At 37.6% G+C, this 21038-nt stretch carries 23 protein-coding genes; 9 read left to right on the top strand and 14 right to left on the bottom strand.

Annotated elements, in window-relative coordinates:
* Positions 1-17 precede the first annotated feature (17 nt).
* From Q0X77_RS03400 to Q0X77_RS03390, 3 genes are all read right to left on the bottom strand, one after another.
* Positions 18-995, bottom strand: coding sequence for an acyl transferase (locus Q0X77_RS03400; protein ID WP_297793007.1), 978 nt, complete (start codon positions 993-995; stop codon positions 18-20).
* Positions 996-1073: 78 nt separating this feature from the next.
* Positions 1074-1397, bottom strand: a complete 324-nt coding sequence (locus Q0X77_RS03395; RefSeq protein ID WP_297793004.1) for a T9SS type A sorting domain-containing protein — start codon at positions 1395-1397, stop codon at positions 1074-1076.
* Positions 1398-1589: 192 nt separating this feature from the next.
* Positions 1590-1901 carry a T9SS type A sorting domain-containing protein gene (locus Q0X77_RS03390; protein WP_297793001.1) on the bottom strand — a complete coding sequence of 104 codons (312 nt, stop codon included), beginning with the start codon at positions 1899-1901 and terminating at the stop codon, positions 1590-1592.
* Between the two features lie 247 nt (positions 1902-2148).
* Between Q0X77_RS03390 and Q0X77_RS03385 the strand changes: the two genes are divergently transcribed.
* From Q0X77_RS03385 to Q0X77_RS03355, 7 genes are all read left to right on the top strand, one after another.
* Positions 2149-2835 carry a response regulator transcription factor gene (locus Q0X77_RS03385; RefSeq protein ID WP_297792995.1) on the top strand — a complete coding sequence of 229 codons (687 nt, stop codon included), beginning with the start codon at positions 2149-2151 and terminating at the stop codon, positions 2833-2835.
* Positions 2835-3911 carry an ATP-binding protein gene (locus Q0X77_RS03380; RefSeq protein WP_297792992.1) on the top strand — a complete coding sequence of 359 codons (1077 nt, stop codon included), beginning with the start codon at positions 2835-2837 and terminating at the stop codon, positions 3909-3911. Before Q0X77_RS03385 ends, Q0X77_RS03380 begins: the two co-directional genes overlap by 1 nt.
* A gap of 41 nt (positions 3912-3952) precedes the next feature.
* Entirely contained in the window at positions 3953-4624 is a 672-nt protein-coding gene (trmB, locus tag Q0X77_RS03375) for a tRNA (guanosine(46)-N7)-methyltransferase TrmB (RefSeq protein ID WP_297792989.1), read from the top strand.
* Between the two features lie 3 nt (positions 4625-4627).
* Positions 4628-5257 carry a LysE family transporter gene (locus Q0X77_RS03370; RefSeq protein ID WP_297792986.1) on the top strand — a complete coding sequence of 210 codons (630 nt, stop codon included), beginning with the start codon at positions 4628-4630 and terminating at the stop codon, positions 5255-5257.
* 1 nt (position 5258) lies between these two features.
* Positions 5259-5603: an MGMT family protein gene (locus Q0X77_RS03365; protein WP_297792984.1), complete on the top strand. Its 345-nt coding sequence runs from the start codon at positions 5259-5261 to the stop codon at positions 5601-5603.
* 160 nt (positions 5604-5763) lie between these two features.
* Positions 5764-6903, top strand: a complete 1140-nt coding sequence (locus Q0X77_RS03360; protein ID WP_297792981.1) for an Mrp/NBP35 family ATP-binding protein — start codon at positions 5764-5766, stop codon at positions 6901-6903.
* 2 nt (positions 6904-6905) lie between these two features.
* Positions 6906-7145: a NifU family protein gene (locus Q0X77_RS03355; RefSeq protein WP_297792979.1), complete on the top strand. Its 240-nt coding sequence runs from the start codon at positions 6906-6908 to the stop codon at positions 7143-7145.
* A gap of 47 nt (positions 7146-7192) precedes the next feature.
* Here Q0X77_RS03355 and Q0X77_RS03350 read toward each other — a convergent pair whose 3' ends face one another.
* Positions 7193-8929 carry an ABC transporter ATP-binding protein gene (locus Q0X77_RS03350; protein ID WP_297792978.1) on the bottom strand — a complete coding sequence of 579 codons (1737 nt, stop codon included), beginning with the start codon at positions 8927-8929 and terminating at the stop codon, positions 7193-7195.
* A gap of 151 nt (positions 8930-9080) precedes the next feature.
* On the opposite strand from Q0X77_RS03350, the gene Q0X77_RS03345 reads away from it, so the two are divergent.
* Both Q0X77_RS03345 and Q0X77_RS03340 read left to right on the top strand, forming a co-directional pair.
* Positions 9081-9290, top strand: a complete 210-nt coding sequence (locus Q0X77_RS03345) for an alkylphosphonate utilization protein (RefSeq protein WP_297792976.1) — start codon at positions 9081-9083, stop codon at positions 9288-9290.
* 62 nt (positions 9291-9352) lie between these two features.
* Positions 9353-11527, top strand: coding sequence for an acylase (locus Q0X77_RS03340; protein ID WP_297793075.1), 2175 nt, complete (start codon positions 9353-9355; stop codon positions 11525-11527).
* 3 nt (positions 11528-11530) lie between these two features.
* On the opposite strand, the gene Q0X77_RS03335 is transcribed toward Q0X77_RS03340, so the two are convergent.
* The 10 genes from Q0X77_RS03335 to Q0X77_RS03290 all read right to left on the bottom strand — a co-directional run bounded on the left by Q0X77_RS03335 (position 11531) and on the right by Q0X77_RS03290 (position 21033).
* Positions 11531-12220 carry a hypothetical protein gene (locus Q0X77_RS03335; RefSeq protein ID WP_297792974.1) on the bottom strand — a complete coding sequence of 230 codons (690 nt, stop codon included), beginning with the start codon at positions 12218-12220 and terminating at the stop codon, positions 11531-11533.
* Positions 12221-12299: 79 nt separating this feature from the next.
* The gene (locus Q0X77_RS03330) at positions 12300-12632 is read right to left on the bottom strand and encodes a hypothetical protein (protein WP_297792972.1); all 333 of its coding nucleotides are present in this window, start codon (positions 12630-12632) and stop codon (positions 12300-12302) included.
* 5 nt (positions 12633-12637) lie between these two features.
* A complete protein-coding gene (locus Q0X77_RS03325; RefSeq protein ID WP_297792970.1) occupies positions 12638-14041 on the bottom strand; it encodes an NADH-quinone oxidoreductase subunit N in 1404 nt (467 codons plus the stop codon).
* Between the two features lie 46 nt (positions 14042-14087).
* Positions 14088-15575, bottom strand: a complete 1488-nt coding sequence (locus tag Q0X77_RS03320) for a NuoM family protein (RefSeq protein WP_297792967.1) — start codon at positions 15573-15575, stop codon at positions 14088-14090.
* A gap of 12 nt (positions 15576-15587) precedes the next feature.
* Complete coding sequence (nuoL, locus tag Q0X77_RS03315) at positions 15588-17504, bottom strand: NADH-quinone oxidoreductase subunit L (RefSeq protein WP_297792964.1); 1917 nt, start codon at positions 17502-17504, stop codon at positions 15588-15590.
* 11 nt (positions 17505-17515) lie between these two features.
* Positions 17516-17833, bottom strand: a complete 318-nt coding sequence (gene nuoK / locus Q0X77_RS03310) for an NADH-quinone oxidoreductase subunit NuoK (protein ID WP_297792962.1) — start codon at positions 17831-17833, stop codon at positions 17516-17518.
* Positions 17830-18354, bottom strand: a complete 525-nt coding sequence (locus tag Q0X77_RS03305) for an NADH-quinone oxidoreductase subunit J (protein WP_297792960.1) — start codon at positions 18352-18354, stop codon at positions 17830-17832. Before Q0X77_RS03305 ends, nuoK begins: the two co-directional genes overlap by 4 nt.
* Before the next feature lie 2 nt (positions 18355-18356).
* Positions 18357-18833, bottom strand: coding sequence for a 4Fe-4S binding protein (locus Q0X77_RS03300; RefSeq protein ID WP_297792958.1), 477 nt, complete (start codon positions 18831-18833; stop codon positions 18357-18359).
* A gap of 4 nt (positions 18834-18837) precedes the next feature.
* On the bottom strand, positions 18838-19902 hold the full coding sequence (nuoH, locus tag Q0X77_RS03295) for an NADH-quinone oxidoreductase subunit NuoH (protein ID WP_297792956.1): 1065 nt from the start codon (positions 19900-19902) through the stop codon (positions 18838-18840).
* A 9-nt stretch (positions 19903-19911) separates the two neighbouring features.
* The gene (locus Q0X77_RS03290) at positions 19912-21033 is read right to left on the bottom strand and encodes an NADH-quinone oxidoreductase subunit D (RefSeq protein WP_297792954.1); all 1122 of its coding nucleotides are present in this window, start codon (positions 21031-21033) and stop codon (positions 19912-19914) included.
* Positions 21034-21038 lie beyond the last annotated feature (5 nt).

Raw genomic sequence — 21038 nt, 5'->3', positions numbered from 1 at the left:
GGCGAGTTTATTCGCTATTAAAGTACCATTAAATTGCAACCACGAACGTCTGAATGATCAAATCTGCCTAAGACTTCAAAACTCCCATCTTTATATACCCTGCCCAGATCCTGGGTAGCAATAAATGAACAAGAATACATATTGGCCAGATCTATTATATTTATACCCCCGATTCTGCCAAAACTTTCTCTGGTCAATGGATCTTCAGTTTCACGAATAGATACTGACATCCATGGAGGGCATTGGAAAATTCCATTACCGCGGGAATACGCCTGAGATAGTAATTCCGTCATGCCATATTCCGAGTGAATTGTATTTACCCCAAAGCTATTAGTTAAGAGACTATGCAACTCCTTGCGCACTATTTCTTTTCGCCTGCCTTTCATTCCACCGGTCTCCATGATAATTGTATTTTTAAGATTCATGGAATAGTGTTCAGAAATTTCAAGTAAGGCATAAGAGACACCTATTAAAATACTTTTCTGATTAGATTGATCCAGTTCCTTAAGTGATTTCAACAAGCCTTCGATATCGTCAAGGTAAAATCCACTATCCTTATTCCTGCTTTTCATTATTAAATCCTTCACCATATAGATAAGGGACGAGTTCTTGCGTTCCATATAAGATGGTAATAATGCCAACACACAAAAATCTTCTATATTTCCATAGAATTGTTCAAAGGTTTTTAAATAACTTTTTTCATAAATCGCAGACTTTGCCACATAGTGTTTACTTAGCTGTTGTCCGGTTGTGCCACTACTTTTAAACACGATCTGTGGCTTAAATTTTTTATGTAATATTTTTTTGGATTTAAAAAATTCAATAGGTAGATATGGAATTTCTTCTATTGTTTTGACATTGGATTTAGATTTACCAAAATAATTGCAAAACTCCTTATAAATAGCAATGTTATCATATTGAAAATTAAAAATTTCCAAAGCCAGATTATCGAACTGAGATGAAGTCTTTATCTCAAAAATTCTATTTATATCCATACTTCTTTACGCCTACAAAAATAGCTAAAATAAAAAAGGCTCCTTCGCGGAGCACAAAATTGGATATCTTCTCGAATTTTACTTAACAACCAATTTTCTGGTCATTGTTACGGAATTTTCTTTAACCTGAATTACATAAACCCCCGGAGAAAGTCTACCTATATTCAACATATCAGTAGAAATCCTGTCACGAAGTACTATTTTCCCAAAGACATCATAAACTGCAACATCTTTGGAATTTTTATTTGAAGTTTTAATGTAAACTACACCTTCCGTGGCCGGATTAGGATATAACGTAAACGTTGGAGACTCTTGTTTCTTTTCATCAAGAGCCTGTTTCTTTTCCTGTCCGGAAAGAACTAAAGTAAAGATCAGTAAAAGGAAAAAGTAGGCTTTACGCATTAATATTGATTTGGGATCAACAAAGTAAATATATGATATTACCCTTTCTCCTGACAGAAATTGTTGTGAAAGCTAAATTTTTGTAGGTTAATACAACCAGATCTAACTTTCATCGATAAAAAGAAACCTTTCATCGATGATAAATAATTTTTATTTACAAGGAATGAACAACGAACGTCTGAGCTAGCAGCTCTATTTTATTATCAATTTCCTGGTAGCCACCTTGTCTTTTTCATACACACGGAGTACATATACCCCAGCCACTAAATCTGACACATTCAACTCTTTTCTCAGAATTGTTGTCTCTAGTCGTTGGGTGCCAAAAACATCGAAGATCAGTATTCTTTTCGGGGCATTAAGGGTAGTTTGTATATAAACTTTTCCTGTAGTCACAGGATTAGGATAGAGTTCAAAACCTTCTATTTCACCACCAGAATGTTGTGCTTCTTGTCCATAGCTAAGGGAGATAAAAAGAAATAAAAAAACGATGTAAAATTGCTTCATAAACACTCTTCAACAAACTGGTTATGACAAATATAAAAATTTTAGCAGTCTACAATACCCCAGTAAATTGCAAATTGCGTTAAATTCGACAAAATGCACCAGGAGGTCGCATTATTTTCGATAAATTTCGGCTAAACAAGCCTGTTTTATAGTTCCATTGTTAATTAATTGTCATTAATTCAATGTGAAGTAATTAAAGCATCAGTATTATCTTTATTTTTGGTCAAAAGGATCTAATTATATAAGCATGAAGAAACAAGATATTAAAATTTTACTGGTAGATGATGAGCCCGATATTTTGGAAATTCTCAAATATAATCTCGTTTCTCAGGGATATCAGGTTTTTACTGCCAAGAATGGAAAAGAGGGAGTGGAAAAGGCAAAGAAGAAAACTCCGCATTTGATAATATTAGATGTCATGATGCCGGAAATGGATGGAATTGAAACTTGTGAAGTTATTCGAAACACCAAAGGATTAGAAAACACTTTAATTACATTTTTAACTGCCCGCGGAGAGGATTATTCTCAGGTAGCAGGTTTTGATGCCGGGGCGGATGATTATATAACCAAACCAATAAAGCCAAAAGTATTGGTGAGTAAGATTAAGGCCTTGTTGAGACGGCTAAATGAGGACAAGAATCAGCATGAAGATGTGTTGAAAGTTGGTCATATTGAAATTAACCGCGAAGAATACAAAGTAATCAACGATGGGAATGAAGTTATTTTACCGAGGAAGGAATTTGAGCTATTGGCCTTGTTGGCTTCAAAACCAGATAAAGTATTTAAGCGTGAAGTAATATTGGACAAGGTATGGGGACAGGAGGTTGTTGTAGGGGGAAGAACGATTGATGTGCACATTAGAAAATTACGCGAAAAAATTGGGGAGGATCATTTTAAAACCGTAAAAGGCGTTGGCTATAAGTTTGTATTGTAATGGCTACGAAGCTCAAAAAGTCTTATAAATTTGCATTCCGTTCATCGCTAATAATTACTGCTATTTTAGCACTATCCATTGGTGTTTTTTTGTTCTCTAAAAAGCAGCTAAGCGATTCCTTGTTATTGTTCTTGCTTCTTATCACATTTATTTTTGTACTATCTTTTGTTGTTATTCAGATCCGTGTTGAAAAATATATTTATCGCAGGATTAAAAAGATATATGATGATGTTTCTTTGCTGGAATCCTCCTCCTTTACTATTGATCCTGTAACAACAGATATGAAAACATTGACCGCTGAGATTGAAAAATTTGCCCAGGATAAGAAAATTGAAATAGATACACTTAAGATTCGTGAGGAGTACCGAAAGGACTTTTTGGGAAATATATCTCATGAACTCAAGACTCCATTATTTACGGTACAGGGCTATATCCTTACACTTCTCGATGGAGCAATGGAGGATAAGACGGTAAGGAAAAAATATTTGCAGCGAGCCAAAAAAGGAGTTGAACGCCTGATCTACATCATCAAGGATCTTGATTTAATTACAAAACTGGAAGTTGGAGATCTTAATTTAGAATTGAGCGACTTTGATATTATTGAACTGATTAAAAGTGTTTTTGAACTTTTAGAGATCAAAGCGGGAAAAAAAAATATCTCCCTCACTTTTGATATGAATTATGAAACTCCAATCTACGTTAAGGCAGACAGGGACAAGATACAGCAAGTTTTGTCCAACTTAATTGTGAATTCAATAAAATATGGTCATCCTGACGGAACGACAGAAGTAAGTGTGGAAAATCTAATCAGGAATAAGGTTATCGTGAGAGTTACTGATAATGGGGAGGGCATTCCTGATGAACATATTCCAAGACTTTTTGAGAGATTTTACCGGGTAGATAAAAGTGGTAGCCGAAAAGAAGGGGGTTCCGGGTTGGGTTTATCTATTGTAAAACACATCATTGAAGCCCATGGCGAAAAAATATATGTTGAAAGTGTGGAGGATGTAGGATCTGAATTTTCGTTTACTTTAGAAAAGGCTCGTATTAAGGAAGCTCAACCACAGACTCCATAAGAAATTCTTAGTTTTGCTGAAACAAAATAATCCTTTTCATTTTGGGAAGTAAAAATAAACTCAAGCGATTTAAACAAAACGAATCGTTCAGCCATGTAATTCAACCGGTCAGAGATGAGATTGTCAAAGGCCAATTTGCTTTAAAAGGAAATTGGAAGACTTTTTTTAATAATGACAATCCAATAGTTTTAGAACTTGGTTGTGGAAAAGGAGAGTACACCATTGGTCTTGCAAAGTTGCAGACTTCCAGTAATTTTATTGGGATTGATATAAAAGGTGCCAGGCTGTGGAGGGGTGCAAAAACAGTTGAAGAAGAGAATATAAAGAATGTTGCCTTTCTTAGGACACAGATAGAGCTTATAGATTTAATCTTTGACGAGAATGAGATAGATGAAATCTGGATAACATTTCCAGATCCGCAAATTAAATATAAAAGGACAAAACACAGACTAACAAACCGTGCCTTTCTGGATAAATATAAGTTTATATTAAAGAAGAATGGAATAATCCACTTAAAAACGGATAGTGAATTTATGCATGGGTACACCCTGGGATTATTACACGGTTTAGGCGGTGAAATTCTATATGCCAATCATGATATTTACAGGAATGAAGGAAGTCCAAAAGAAGTTATCGACATTCAGACTTTCTATGAAAAGCAGTATCTTGAAAAAGGAAAACCTATTACGTACCTTAAGTTTACTGTCAAATAACCAATGGCACATCTGATCATACTTTTTTTTGTAACATTTTCGGCTGCTTTTATGGCAACTGTACCACCCGGATTGCTCAATATGAATGCAGCTCAAACAAGTGTCAAGAAAGGGAAGCTGAACGGAATTATGTTTAGCCTGGGCGTTGCAACAATGATAATGATGCAAGCCTACATTGCAGTGCTCATTTCAAAGTTTTTGTACAGACATCCTGAAATTATTGATCTACTTCTTAAGATTGCGCTTGGTGTTTTTACATTTTTCGCACTTTATTTTTTTATTTCAGCTAAACGTGAAAAAGCGAAAAAGATAAAAATAGTAAAGGTGAGTAAAAGGAATAGTTACTTTAAAGGGATGCTCCTTGCAGCCGTTAATTTACTTACCATTCCCTATTATAGTGGTCTCCATGCCATGTGGAAGGCCTCGGGCTGGATTAAATTTGAAATTTGGGATATACTTACTTTTATTATAGCGGCTGGCAGTGGTACTTTTACCGTTCTGTATTTATATACGGTTTACTTCTATAAGTTGGAAGCCAGGACCGATCGATTTTCAAAAAATTCGAATTACATTCTTAGTGCTCTGATGCTGATCTTATTAGTAATTACCATTTTCAGAATATTTTATAAATAATATGAAACCTGAAAATAAAAATTTCTTTCAAAAAGTTTATGAGGTATCTAAGCAAATACCATACGGAAGAGTTACTTCTTATGGAGCAATTGCCAGATATTTGGGAGCTGCCAGAAGCGCCAGAATGGTCGGTTGGGCAATGAATGGTGCTGGAAAAATGGAAGGAGTTCCTGCTCATAGAGTAGTTAACAGAAAGGGCTTGTTAACGGGTAAACACCACTTTGACGGAACCAATTTAATGCAGCAATTATTAGAAAATGAAGGCCTGGAAATACGTGATAATCAAATTGTGGATTTAGAAAAATACTTTTGGGACCCTGCCAAAGAACTGCCGTATGAAAATTAAAAATATTACATTCCCCGAGGGTCTATATTAGGAGTTACCCGCATTTACCAAATCTATATGCCCATTGGTCTTTTCAATGCCACAACTTTATTGTTTGGCACCTATGACCTATCTTTGTTGTTTAGAATGATTTTACATAAAGTTATAAATACTAATGCCCATGAGGTTGGATAAGAAAGAAATTTTAAAAGCCCTTGAATCTATTACAGTTCCTGGTGAAGGGATGAATATGGTTGAAAGTGGTGCGATAAATAATATCCAGGTTTTTGGAGATGAAGTTGTAATTGATATTACGATCAACAATCCAAGCCTGCAGGCAAAGAAGAAAACCGAAGTAGAGATTTTAAAAGCAATACACCGGGAGGTTTATGAAAAAGCCAAGATTACGATAAATATAAAAGTTGATGCCCCTGTTAAACCTAAAGTCAATGAAATTAAGGGAAAACCAATACCTGGAATACAGAATATAATTGCGGTTGCTTCAGGGAAAGGCGGTGTAGGAAAATCTACTGTAACGGCTAATTTGGCTGTCACCTTGGCAAAAATGGGTTTTAAAGTTGGCCTGCTGGATGCGGATATCTACGGCCCATCAATGCCTATTATGTTTGATGTGACTGAGGATAAACCCCTGGCAACAAATGTGAATGGAAAATCAAAAATGTTGCCTATCGAAAACTTTGGGGTAAAGCTTTTATCCATCGGATTTTTCACACAACCCAATCAGGCAGTGATATGGAGAGGGCCGATGGCTTCAAAAGCTTTAAATCAAATGATCTTTGATGCCCATTGGGAAGAATTGGATTTTATGTTAGTTGACTTACCTCCTGGAACAGGCGATATTCATTTAAGTATTATGCAGTCACTGCCTGTAACCGGAGCCGTAGTTGTGAGTACACCTCAGGAAGTTGCTTTAGCGGATGCTCGGAAAGGTGTTGCCATGTTTCAACAGGAAGCGATAAATGTACCTGTTTTGGGCATTGTTGAGAACATGGCTTACTTTACACCCGAAGAGTTACCGGATAATAAATACTATATTTTTGGTAAAGCCGGGGCAAGAAACCTGGCTGCTGATCTGAAAGTCCCATTTTTGGGAGAAATACCATTGGTTCAAAGCATACGTGAAGCTGGTGATGTTGGCAGGCCTGCAGCACTACAAACTGCAACTCCTGTAGAAAAAGCGTTTGAAGAACTTACTAAAAATGTGGTTCAGGAAGTTGTATCAAGAAATAAGAGTTTACCACCTACTGAAGCGATAAAGATAACGACAATGGCTGGCTGTGCCGCAGTTAAAAAGAAATGACTATGACATCTGAGGAACTCAAAATAACAGTTGAAAAAGCTTTGGATGAAATTCGTCCTTTTTTACAAAGTGATGGGGGAGACATTTCGTTGGTAGCTATTGATAATGACAAACTAGTTACGGTTAAACTGGAAGGTAACTGTGTAGGGTGCAGCGTTAATCAAATGACATTGAAGAGCGGGGTGGAGATGACAATTAAAAAACATGCCCCCCAAATCGAAAAAGTGATCAATATTGCTTGATATATACCTTGACTAAGACTGTAATATGTTTTAGTTCGAACAGCTGCTTAAATTCTTGCCTGATAAGTAAATAAATTATAATACCTGCCTTCTTTAGCAATGAGGGAGTCATGAGTGCCTTGCTCGGCAATACGGCCATTCTCAATTACTAAAATCTGATCCGCTTTCCTGATCGTACTCAATCTGTGTGCAATTACAAATGTTGTTCTTCCTTCAGTAAGATGCGATAAACTTTTTTGGATTAAAGCTTCGCTTTCTGTGTCGAGATTGGAGGTAGCTTCATCCAAAATTAATATTCTCGGATCGGCTAATACCGCTCTTGCGATTGCAATTCGCTGTCTTTGCCCCCCTGATAATTTAATACCCCTTTCACCGATCAGCGTATCTAATCCTTTTTCAAAACGGTCGGTAAATTCACTGACATAGGCCGCGTTAACCGCTTCCTGTAATTGAGCTTCACTGGCATCAGGTCTGGGAAATAATATATTTTCCCTTATGGTTCCTTCAAATAAAAAATCATCCTGAAGTACAACCCCAAGGTGCTTTCTGAAACTATTGAGATCAACCTCAGACAGATCGTGACCATCTACGGTAATAGTTCCACTTTGCGGGTTTAAAAAGCTTGCAGCTAAGCCGGCAATGGTACTTTTCCCGGATCCGGAGCTGCCTACAAGTGCTACAACGGTACCTGCTTTTACAGAGAAATTAATATCATGAAGCACTTCTTTTTCTTCTTCATAGGCGAATGATACACTATCGAACACCATGTCTCCGATAATTCCGTTTAACATCATTGTTCGCACTTCCTCATTGGCCTCAGGTTCCATATTCATTAATTCTTCCGTTCTGTCAAGACCTGCTAACGCTTCTGTAAGCTGACTCCCAATATTACTCATTTGCACTATTGGGGCAATCATTAAACCCAACAGAAAGGTAAAGGTTAAGAACTCGCCCACTGTGAGTTCATCCATCATGATTTTATAACCTCCCAAACCCATTATTCCGGTAGTAGCGACACCCAATAAAAAAGTTGAAGAGCTAGTCATAAAGGCTGTTGCGGTAAGGCTCTTTTTTACATTTTCAAAAAGCCTTAGTACGCCTTCTTCAAAAACACCATGTTCCTGGGTTTCTGCATTAAAGCCTTTAATTACACGTATTCCTCCTAATGTTTCTGTAAGCCGTCCTGTAACTTCTGCATTAATTTTTCCCCGATTGCGGAATATGGGCCTGATTATTTTAAATGCCTTTAGTGCGATAACTGCAAAAATAGCGAGGGGGATTAATGCAAAAATCGTCATGCTGGGACTTATATTAAGAAGAAGGATCAAGGATACTACGGCCGTAATTGTTCCACCCACTAATTGAACTAACCCGGTTCCTATTAAATTACGCACCCCTTCTACATCTGTCATTATCCTGGAAACTAATTCTCCGGATTTTGTATTATCAAAAAACCGTATGGGTAAAGACAGAATTTTCTTTTGAACCTGAGCCCGTAATTCAGAGATCATATATTGTGCCTGAACACTGAGTATTTTGGTCAACAAAAATGAAGTTACAGCTTGTATTAAAATGGCCAAAATGACCACACCAAGGAGAATTTTTAGGTATTCCAGGTCTTTGTTCGGAATAATATCATCCATTAAATATTTAAGAGACATTGGAGCAACAAAGCTAGCTGCCTTACTAACTATAATAAGGGCTAAACCTATAAAAACCAGATTCCTTCTTGGCCAAATTATAGTTTTAAATGCTTTTATTATGCTTACCCTTTTATCAGACATTGGAAAATTTGTTCTAATTCTTTGTCAAAGGGTGCAATTTACAGCAAAATTGCCGTCCATTCTATAAAAGAACAGACCCATATTATAATTTAAGGAAGAATTAGCATATAAGATTGATTACTTTTAATTTCACAGAGAATTAAATAGCTATATGGAATCAAAAGACAGTAACGGAAATATTCTGGATAGCGGAGACAATGTTCATATCATAAAAGATCTGAAGATTAAAGGAATGTCCAAAACTCTTAAGCGAGGAAATATCATAAAAAATATCAGGCTTACCAATAATCCACAGGAAGTGGAATGCCGAATTGGTAAAAGTCGGATTGTACTTAAAACTCAGTTTTTGAAAAAAGTTTGAGGATGAATTTGTTTTCCAGATTCGACATACTAAAATACCGGAATAACCCTATAAATCAGCCAATGAAGTACCTTGCCATTTTAACATTATTACTGTGTTTTACTTCGTGCAAAAGTAAACAGGAGCTATCAGAATTAGATCAGTGGAAAGAACAAGCGGAAAATGTAACCATCATAAGGGATGATTATGGCGTACCGCATATTTATGGTAAAACTGATTCCGAAGCGGTATTTGGACTGTTGTATGCACAATGTGAAGATGATTTTAACCGGGTAGAGCAAAATTATATATCAGCGATTGGAAGATTAGCAGAAATTGAAGGCAAGGAAGCGCTCTACAGTGATTTGCGTGCCAAAATGTTCATGACCAAAGAAGAAGCTTTAGCGAATTATGAAAATAGCCCACAATGGTTAAAAGAACTCTGTAATGCCTTTGCTGATGGGATTAATTACTATTTGTACACCCATCCTGAGGTGAAACCTAAGCTATTAACCAGATTTGAACCCTGGATGCCCATGTATTTTAGCGAGGGCTCAATAGGAGGGGATATTGAACGAATCAGTACTGATAAAATTCGTGCTTTTTATGAAAAAGGAGCTGTATTTGGAAAAGCTGAGGAATCCAAACAAAATAGGAGTAAAGAAGAATTAGAACCACAGGGTTCCAACGGAATTGCCATCTCCGGAGACTTAACAAAAAGTGGTAACGCCATGTTACTAATTAATCCGCATACATCTTTTTATTTCAGGGGAGAAGTACATGTTGTAAGTGAGGAAGGATTAAACGCCTATGGCGCAGTAACCTGGGGGCAGTTTTTTGTCTACCAGGGTTTCAATGAAAAAACAGGATGGATGCATACCTCAACGTATACCGATGTATTGGATGAATTTATTGAGGTATTTGAAGAGAAAGAAGGTAAACTATATTATAGATATGGTAAGGAATTACGCCCTGTCATTCAATCTGAAATTGTCCTGAAATATAAGGATAAGGAAGGGGTTAAGGAAAAGACATTTCCCATCTATCGAACCCATCATGGACCTATTACACATAGAGAAAAGGGCTCGCCCGTTGCTACGGCAATGATGTGGGAACCGCCAAAGGCGTTGGAACAGTCCTATATCAGAACAAAACAAAAGGATTATGATGGCTTTCGCAAGATGATGGATATTCGAACAAATTCGTCGAATAATACTGTATACGCCGATGCCGACGGCAATATTGCCTACTTTCATGGGAACTTTATCCCGGTTCGCGATACCATATATGATTACAGCGCACCCGTTGATGGCAGTAATCCCCTTACCGACTGGAAAGGTTTGCATACGGTAGATGAAAATATACTTGTGCTAAATCCCAAAAACGGATGGATTCAAAATTGTAATTCGACGCCTTTTACCGCATCTCTGGAATATAGTCCAAAGCGTAAAAACTATCCCAATTACATGTCCGTTGACAGGGAAAATTTCCGGGGAATACACGCTATCAGTTTATTAAAAAATAAGACGGGGTATACCATAGACAGTCTTATTACCCTGGCCCACGATTCATATCTACCAGCTTTCGCCGCCTTGATTCCTGGTTTGGTTTCCGCATGTGATAAGTTGGAACCCGGATTTCCTGAACTCGAAGAGGCTATAACCATCCTTCGGAATTGGGATTATAGAACTACTGAAGAATCTGTAGCCATGACCCTGGCGCATTACTACGGTACTTTGTATGGAAAAAAAGGAAAACGACCAAGTCCGATGAGCGATATGGAATTGATGTCATATTTTGGTTCAGATTCTCCGCCGGAAGAACGCTTATTTATTTTTAAGCAGGTATTAAAACAATTGGAGAATGATTTCGGGAGTTGGAATATGCCCTGGGGTGAAATTAACAGGTATCAGAGGTTAAACGGGGATATTAGACAAGCCTTTGATGATAATAAACCCAGTATACCCATTGGCTTTGCATCAGGACGTTGGGGTGCATTGGCGGCATATGGAGCACGATATCACAATAATACCAAAAAGATTTATGGTACGCGGGGAAATAGTTTCGTGGCCATTGTAGAATTCGGGCCAAAAGTGAAGGCCAAAACAATTTTGGCAGGAGGTCAGAGCGGTGATCCCGATTCTCCTCATTTTGATGATCAGGCATTACCTTATGCCAAAGTTAATTTTAAAGAAGCAGCTTATTATAAAGAAGATGTTCTTAAAAGAGCAAGGACAACCTATAATCCCGGTGAGTGAGTTTTAGAATTTTACAACGATCAAAGAGGCTTTGGATCCCGTAGACAGGAGCCATTGGTTAGAGTGGATTAACTCGCCTTTATCATCATATACATTCACTTGTGCGGTATTTGGCCCTGAAGACCCCTGGTTTAAGGCTTCGAATTCTAATCGGTTAAAGCCTTCCTGAAGGTCAACATTTAGTCCCTTAAAACTGCTCGAAAGCAGAATGTTGTATTCAGCAACTTCCCCATTTACGTAAACCTTTACGCGGTCGCCATCAACATATTCATGGTCACGACAAACTATGCCAATAAATTTTCCACCAGTTTTAACATCACCCAAATACATATTACCAAAGTGTTTCTTGGAGTTGGCATTTTGACGCTCTCCTACTTTAGTATCCAATTTCAAATCAAAACCAGCTTGTTTCAATTTCTTCTCGGGGAGCATTTTTACTGTTCTTGAAGAATTGGTTTCTTTGATGCTTGCATTGGGATTAAAATCCAGCAATGAGGGCATTTTCAGAGCCGTCCCATTATTGGGGCTGTTCTTCAAATCCAAGTTTTTATCCGCCTCTATTTTTAAAGGCTGGGTTTTTGGAAAATCCGTTTGTGCCTTAACGCAAAAAGAAGCAAAAAGAAATAATATAAGTAAATAATGATTTTTCATCACCTTGATTCTACGCTGTAAAGTTAGCAAATACCTTGCCATAGGCGCTTAATTTGCTGTTAAAATCGATGAAATTCAGATTTTGAGCCTGGTGAAAAATACTCCTATTTGATATGAACAGTTATTGATCTTTCGGTGTTTTCCAATACTGCGGGGGTGTATTTTCCGCACGTTGATTCCAGTAATCAGGCGTGACCTTATGCCCGTCAAAGGTTTTAAGTTTTCGTTGGTATACCCATATCGTAGGGTTGAAGACCATGTCTGTAACGCCTAAGGTATACAACTGCGGTTCTTCTTCTGATTTCCTTTTTTCTTCCTGAATAAGAACTTCAAACCCGTTATGTTCCAGGAGTTTTTTTAAAAATTCAACGCGTTCTGCAGTTATTTTTTTTTCAACAAATGTCACCCTTGTATCTTCTATACTACCAAATAAATGTTTGCCTCCTAAACTCATAGCCTTTAATTAAAAACACTGCTTAATTCATAAATATAATCGTATAAAGGGCTGTATATACCAAGTAACAAAATACCAATTACAGTGATAACCAATCCAATTCTCATATAAATTTTGTTTCTGAAAAAAGGGATTGGATTTTCTCCTTTTCTTAGAAACATAGCTCTTACGACCAGCAGATAATAATACAATGAAATGGTAACATTTACTACAGCTAGGAAAACGAGGAAGTAGTATCCTTCGCTAGCGGCAGCAGTAAAGAGAAAAAATTTCCCAAAAAATCCTGCCACCGGCGGGATACCCGCTAAAGAAAATAGCGCGAGCATAAGCACTAAACTAAGATTAGGATTTGTCCTGTATAAACCTTCGTAATCCTTTATTCGCTCCTTACCGCTTTGCAAGGAAATGGCCTGTACAACCCCAAAGGCTGCTAAATTGGAAAATATGTAGATCAGTACAAAATAGACTACGGTAGCTGTACCTAATTGTGAATCGGCTATTAAACCCAGTAGAATAAATCCTGCTTGTGCAATAGAGGAAAATGCAAGGAAACGCTTCATATTCTGCTGCCTTAATGCGAATAAATTACCTATGAACATCGTTGCAATGGCAATGAAATAAATCATCTTTTCCCATAAGTCAGCCAAGGGTTGTAATACGGTAAATAATAAGATCATTAAAATAAAAACTGCGGCGCCTTTTGATATAACTGATAGATAGGACGCAATACTAATAGGTGCACCTTCGTAAACGTCTGCTGTCCAAAAATGAAATGGAACTAACGAAATCTTGAAGCTTATTCCGGCAAACAACAATACCATACCTAGTAGTGATAAATGGTTTGAGCTAAGGGTGAGTAACAGTTCATCGAAATAGATGGATCCGCTGGTGGCATATAGCATGGAGATACCGAACAATGAAACCCCGGAAGCCAGTGCGGACGAAAGGATTAATTTTATTCCTGATTCACTCGAGATCCTTTTTGCAGTTTCATAAGCTGCAAGGGCTGCCACAGGCAATGTGGATAATTCAAGCCCCAGATAGAACATCAAAAAATCACCTGCCGATATCATAAAGTAGATACCCAACAAGGAGGAAAACAATAAAATAAAGAATTCAGAACCTTTATTCTGATTCAATATTTTTTCCTTTATCCAATCTGCAGACTGCAGCAAGAGGATAAAAACTCCCAGGTTCAATATATTTTTGAAAAAATGAATGAGGTTATTGGTGCGAAACATTCCGCCAAATAAACTATTTTCATCAATATTAAAAAATCCTATAATAGTATGTATTCCAAATAAAAATAGTGCAAGGTGAATAATGCTTTCTTTTTTGTTTTTGGGGATAAAAATCTCAGCGATAAGCAGTAGCAGAATGATTGCCAGTAAAGCAATTTCTTGTCTCATTAATAAAAAGTTGCTAAAATTCATTTTAGGTTATTTAGTAATCAAATTATAACACTCCTTTTAAAAACGGATCCAGACTTTGTAGGATCAGTTCACTTAACCATAACGGCGCTACGCCAATTGCAATTATTGGTAATAAGAGTAACAAAATACCCAGTTTTTCGTACCAACGTACCCTTTCAAGATTTAAAAAAGCATCATTTTTCACTGGTCCCATTAACATAATACCAACCACTCGTAATATGTATACTGCGGTTACCACAATTGCAGAAATGGCTATTACGGTTGCAATCCTATAGAAAATATCTTCCTGCTCGAAGGCACCAACGAAAATGTTCATTTCGGCTACAAAACCGCTAAATCCGGGCAGACCCAAGGAGGCTAAACCGGCAATAACATAAACGGCAGAGATAAAAGGAATTACTTTTAACAAACCTCCTAATTTGGTGACATCACGGGTATGTGTTCTCCCGTATATCATTCCTATTAAAGCGAAGAAAAGAGCTGTCATAAAACCATGTGAGAGCGATTGCAGTATGGCGCCATTCCATGCTGTTTTATTCAGCATGAGCAATGCGAAGAGGACTAACCCCAAATGGCTCACGGAGGAATAGGCATTTATATACTTCAAATCAGTTTGCTTAATGGCCGCAAAGGCTCCATAGATTACACCAAATGCAGATAAAATAATAAAGAACCAGGACCAATGCAGAGCTCCTTCAGGCAATAAAAAAATAGCTACCCTGAAAACTCCATATCCTCCCAGTTTCATAAGTACCCCGGCATGTAACATCGAAACCGCGGTTGGTGCTGATGCATGACCGTCCGGAGACCAGGTATGGAAAGGAAATAATGCACCTATTACTGCAAAACCGATAAAAGTAATTGGGAAGAACAATCTTTGAACTTCAAAGGGAATGTTCACTTTCGCTATCTCCAGGATATTGAATGTCAATGCACCTCCGTCTGAATTCGAATTAAAGTAAATACCCAATATCCCCACCAAAAGAATTGCAGATGCACCCATTAGCATCAAGGTTAACTTCATTGCAGAAAACTCTTTCGGGCCGGTACCCCAGATACCAATTAATAAGTACATTGGAATAACCGCAATCTCAAAGAATACGAACATTGTAAAGAGGTCGATGGATATAAAGAAGCCGTAAACACCAATGGAAAGTACAATTAGTGAAATAAAGAACTCCTTAGGTAAATCTTCCATTTTCCAGGAAATAAAAACCCCGGCCAATACAACAATTGCGGTTAGTAATAACAAGGCAACTGAAATACCATCAACGCCAATATTATAATGAATATTGAAGTTTTTAAACCAGATGACATCTTTAGTAAAGACCATAATGGCATTGTTTACCTCTTTTTCTCTGACGTAAGAAAATACAAGGTTAATTGCCATGCCCAGCTGTACTAAACTTCCTGCCAAGGCAACAATTCGGGCTTGCTTTAGATTTTTGGTAAAAATCAAAACCAAAACGGTTAAGGCGGGTACTACAATAAAAAGGGATAGGATATCCATATTATTCATTTATTAAGACCATATATAGATGCATAAAATTGCAAGAATAACAGCTCCGGCTATAAAAGCAAAGGCATAGTCCTGAACTTTACCAGACTGTAAGCCTTTTATTTTCTCCGATGTGTTAACGGTTTGATTGCCTATTCCAACCATTGTCCCGTCTACATATTTTTTATCAAATCTCGCCGCAGACCTTGCGATTAGATTGAATAGTATTTTTTTAGTGACAAAAAGATAGAGTTCATCCATATAGAACTTATGAAAAGCCCAGGTAAATAGCACTCCTAAACGATTTGCAAATTGATCGGCGAGTGTATTTTCCTTTTTATAAAATAGCCACGAAAGAGCAATTCCAATCAGTGCTGCAATTACTGCTATGGCCGCTAATGGATAATTGATATGAGTTTCAAACCCTGCTTTATCCGGGCTGATGAATTCACTAAACGGAATAAACCCAACAGCTATACTTAAAAAAGCTAATACTAGGAGCGGTGCGGTCATTGACCCCGGAGATTCATGAGGCTTTTGTTGATAATTACCTTCTTTTCCCCAAAATATCCCAAAATAGATTCTAAAAATGTAAAATGCGGTAAGTCCGGCTACAAATAGACCAATTATATATATGAATTTACTGTGTTCAAAAGCAGCTACAAGAATTTCATCCTTACTCCAAAAACCTGCCAATGGCGGTATTCCGGCTATGGCCAAAGCGGCTATTAAAAACGTAATATTTGTTATGGGCATGTATTTTCGCAACCCTCCCATATCTTTTAAGAAATTACTATGAATAGCATGTATTACCGAACCTGCGCATAAAAATAACAATGCTTTAAACATGGCATGCGTAAAAAGGTGGAACATAGATGCCATATAACCCAAACCTTCATGACCTTCATATCCTGAGACTCCCAGTGACATCATCATATAGCCTAATTGCGACATTGTTGAAAATGCCAGTACCCTTTTTATATCTGTTTGTGTAATGGCGATTACAGCTGCAAAAAGGGCGGTAAAAGCACCTACGAAAGCTACAATGTTCAATGCGTAGCCTTCCTCAACAAAATAGTACATGGGGAAGAGACGAGCAACGAGATAAACACCTGCGACAACCATGGTTGCGGCATGAATCAATGCCGAAACCGGAGTGGGTCCTTCCATTGCATCGGGTAACCAAATATGTAATGGAAACATGGCAGATTTTCCTGCCCCGCCAATAAAGATCAGGATAAGGGCCCAGGTTAACATGGATAATCCCATAAACGAAGATGAAGCCCAGTTTAAAATACTTGCTCCTTCAGGATTATTCAGAGTTTCAAAATCAAATGTACCGGTGTAGTAACCAATAATCAGGATTCCAATTAGAAAACCCAAATCTGCGAAACGAGTAACAATAAAGGCCTTTTTAGCCGCCGCAACGGCAGATTCCTTGGTATAGTAATAACCTATTAATAAATATGAGGATACACCAACGAGCTCCCAGAAGATATAGATTTGAAATAAATTGGTTGCCAGGACCAGGCCATACATGGAAAATGTGAACAGAGATAAAAAAGCGAAGTATTTGGTGTAGCCCGGATCTCCCTTCATATATCCCCTGCTATATATATGGACCATTAAAGAAACTACAGAAACAACAATCAGCATCATGACCGAAATGGGATCTACAAGAATTCCCATATCAATATGAAGGGTTTCAGCAAAGTTCATCCAAACTGTTTTCTCCACTAGAGTTTGATAAATCCCTTCTGTTTTTCCGATTACAATGAAGTACTGATATGCCGAATACAAGGATAAACCGGTGGAGATAACTAAGCCTAAAACACCTATATATCCCGAGATAGCAGGTTTTATTCGATTGTAAAAAAGTCCGAGAATCAAAAACACCGCCAGGGGTATTAAGGGAATTAAAATGACATAGTTCAAATTCATACTCGGTCGTGTTAGTATTTCATGGTTTCAATTTCCTTGACATCTACTGAGCTAATCTGCCTGTAAAGACTAATAATTATAGAAACCGCAAGAGCAGTTTCTGCAGCTGCCACGGCAATAATAAAAATTGAAAAATAGACGCCTTGCAAAACTTCCGGAAACAAATATTTATTGATGATTACGAAGTTTACCACCGAGGCGTTTAGTATCAATTCCACAGAAATCAAAATAGATATCAGATTAGTTCTGGTGATAAAGCCATATACGCCTATAAAAAACAGTATAGAAGTTATGGTAAGAATTTCATAAATGCTTATTCCTTCTATCATTGTGGATCATTATTTTTCTCGGTTAATTTTTTCCCTTTGGCAATTACTATTGCTCCAATCATTGCTGCCAACAAAAGCACACTAATTACTTCGAATGGCAATATAAATCCGCCTGCTTTGTAGCTTAATAATCCGGTACCAATGTCTTCTGTTGTGGTCGTGAGAGAATTGTTTATCTCATTAAACTCAAAGGAATATATGGCTGTTAAGAAAACACTCAAACCAGTTAAACATCCTATGGCAGTCAAAATTTTTTGAGATGTTTTGGCCATTTCCAACTCCATTTCGATGTGATGAACCAGGAGTACAGAAAAAATAATCAGGACAACAATTCCACCAGCATATACTGTTAGCTGAATTGCGGCCAGAAAATTATAATCTATTAAAAAGAAAATTCCTGCTATACTGATCAGGACAAAGGAAAGGTAAATTACAGATCGAAGCATTTTTCGGCTCGTAACGGAAGCAATCGCAAATACAATTATGACTGCTGCCAGACAATAAAAAATAATTCTTTCCATATTTAATCTTCTACACCGGCCTGTAACTTCGATCCCGGATTGTTTAAAACTCTTGTTAAAGCTGTTCGGTCGTATACCGAATTTTCAAAATTCTGACCCCATTCTATAGCATCGGTAGGGCAGACATCTATGCATAGACCACACATGGTACACATGCTCAAATGATATACAAACTGATCGATTTTCTTTTTCTTTTTACCGGTATTCTCATCTATACCTCTATCCCAAATGATTTCGATGGTTCCATTAGGGCAGGCTATTTCACATTTTTGACACCCTGTACATCGATGTTCATTATTTTCATCATGTGGCATTATCACCTCACCGCGAAAACGATCAAACATTTTAAGCGTTTCCCTGTTATCCGGATATTGTTGGGTAATAGCACCTTTCCTCGATGTTAAGAAATACTTCCCGGTAACACTCATGCCGGTAAGTAAGGTTTTTATGCCATTATAGATATCTGAAAAGTAGCTCATAATCTTAAAAACTAATTGTTAAATTGTGCCAAACCAGTAAGGCCATTATTACAATATTTACAAGGTTTATGGGTAATAAATATTTCCATTCCAGAGTAAGTAGTTGATCTACTCTTAACCTGGGGAACGTCCAGCGAAACCACATCATTAAAAAAACCAGGATAAGGGTTTTAAGTAAAAACCAGAATACGCCTAAAACGGGAATGGATTCTGTTATTCCAAATGGAGACAACCAGGCACCAAAAAACACAGTAGTGGCAATTGCAGCAATAATGAACATATTAATGAATTCTGCTAAAAAGAAATAGGCAAACTTCATTCCTGAATATTCCGTGTGAAAACCAGCTCCAAGTTCAGATTCGGCTTCAACCATATCAAATGGAGCCCTATTAGTTTCAGCAGTACCCGCAATCATATAAATCATAAAGGCTATAACGGCCGGAATATGGCCCTGTACAATTAACCAACCCGATTTTTGTACCTCAACAATTTCTGAAAGTTGTAAACTGCCTGTTATTATTACCATGGTAAGCAGTGATAAACCTATAGATAGTTCATAACTGATAGTTTGAACTCCACTCCGCATTGCCCCGATCATCGCAAACTTATTATTGCTACTCCATCCGCCTAACAATATTCCTATGACGCCTATTGAGGAAATAGCAATTAGGAAAAAGATACCGATATTGATATCAAAAGCCTGGAATTCCCTTGTAAAAGGAAAGACACTCAAGGCCATTAAAGAAGAAATAATAACAAAATAGGGAGCTAAATTGTAGAGCAATTTATCTGCTTTTTCAGTCCCAGTTAATTCTTTGGAAAGAAGTTTAATAGCGTCGGCCATTGTTTGTAACAGGCCTTTAAATCCTACTCTGTTTGGACCAATCCTTAGTTGAAACCACGCGGCAACTCTCCTTTCCAGTAATACGAGAAATAATCCGGCTATTGCAAAGATCCCCAGATAGACAAGGGCTATCAATACCATCTCCACAATATTGGCTACTCCCTCGGGCATAATTTCGTAGAGCCAGTCGTGAATATTTTTTGTGATACTTAGTGCACTATTCATAATCCTCTTTTATCGATCTATATCCGGTATTACCAGATCTAATGTTGCCATTGTCGCAACCAGGTCACCTATTTTACCACCCACGGCAATATGGTTCAGTAAAGACAGGTTTGAAAATCCGGGAGATCTGAATTTAAGTCGATAAGGACTTTTCGTACCTGTACTTATTATATAGACCCCTAATTCACCTCTGGCTGTTTCCACTTTTTGGTAAAATTCTCCCTTTGGTAATTTTATTACAGCTTTTGTGGTAACTCTGTGTTCTCCTTCAGGAATGTTGTCAATTAATTGTTCAACAATGGAAAGGGATTCCCACATTTCCTGAATTCTTACCGAATAACGCGCAAAGGTATCCCCTTCGGTTTTCAAGGCTTCATTAAATGTTACCTTATCCAGGGCACTATAGGGATGGTGTTTCCTTACATCACAGGAATAGCCTGAAGCCCTCCCAACGGGACCTGATGCTCCAAAGGATATGGCATCCTCTTTGCTCAGAATTCCTACCCCTTTGGTTCTTTTTTGAAAAATAATATTGTCTGTCAGAAGTCGGTCATATTCCGGCAGTTTGGTTTTAAAATGCGCTATAAAGTCTTTTACCCGCTTTACAAAATTAGGGTGGATATCAAACATCAGTCCGCCGGGCACATTGTAATTCATCGTTAGACGGGCACCGCAAGTTTCTTCAAAAATATCATTGAGAAGTTCACGGTCCCTGAATCCATAAAAATAGGTGGTTAAGGCTCCTACATCCATACCCATAACACCCCACCATAAGCAATGTGAAGATATTCTGGTAAGTTCTCCAATGATTGTTCTAATTACTTTTACCCGATCCGGTATTTCCAGCTGCAAAGCGTTTTCCACTGTAAGACAAACTGCTTCATTATTTATGTTAGCCGACAAGTAATCCATTCTATCCGTAAGATGAACTATTTGCTGGTAACTATCCCTTTCACACATCTTTTCAATTGAGCGATGGATGTAACCAAGATCTGGTTCTACTTTCTTTATGATTTCCCCATCTATGGTAAGCAATAGTCGCAGTACTCCATGTGTTGCAGGGTGTTGTGGCCCCATGTTTATGAAGTATTCTTCAGATTTAAAGTTACTATTAAGGGTGGTTGTCTCCATAGCCG

The sequence above is a fragment of the uncultured Eudoraea sp. genome (genome assembly GCF_947258925.1).
Taxonomy (GTDB): Bacteria; Bacteroidota; Bacteroidia; order Flavobacteriales; family Flavobacteriaceae; genus Eudoraea.
This window is presented reverse-complemented; position numbering and strand designations above follow the sequence as displayed.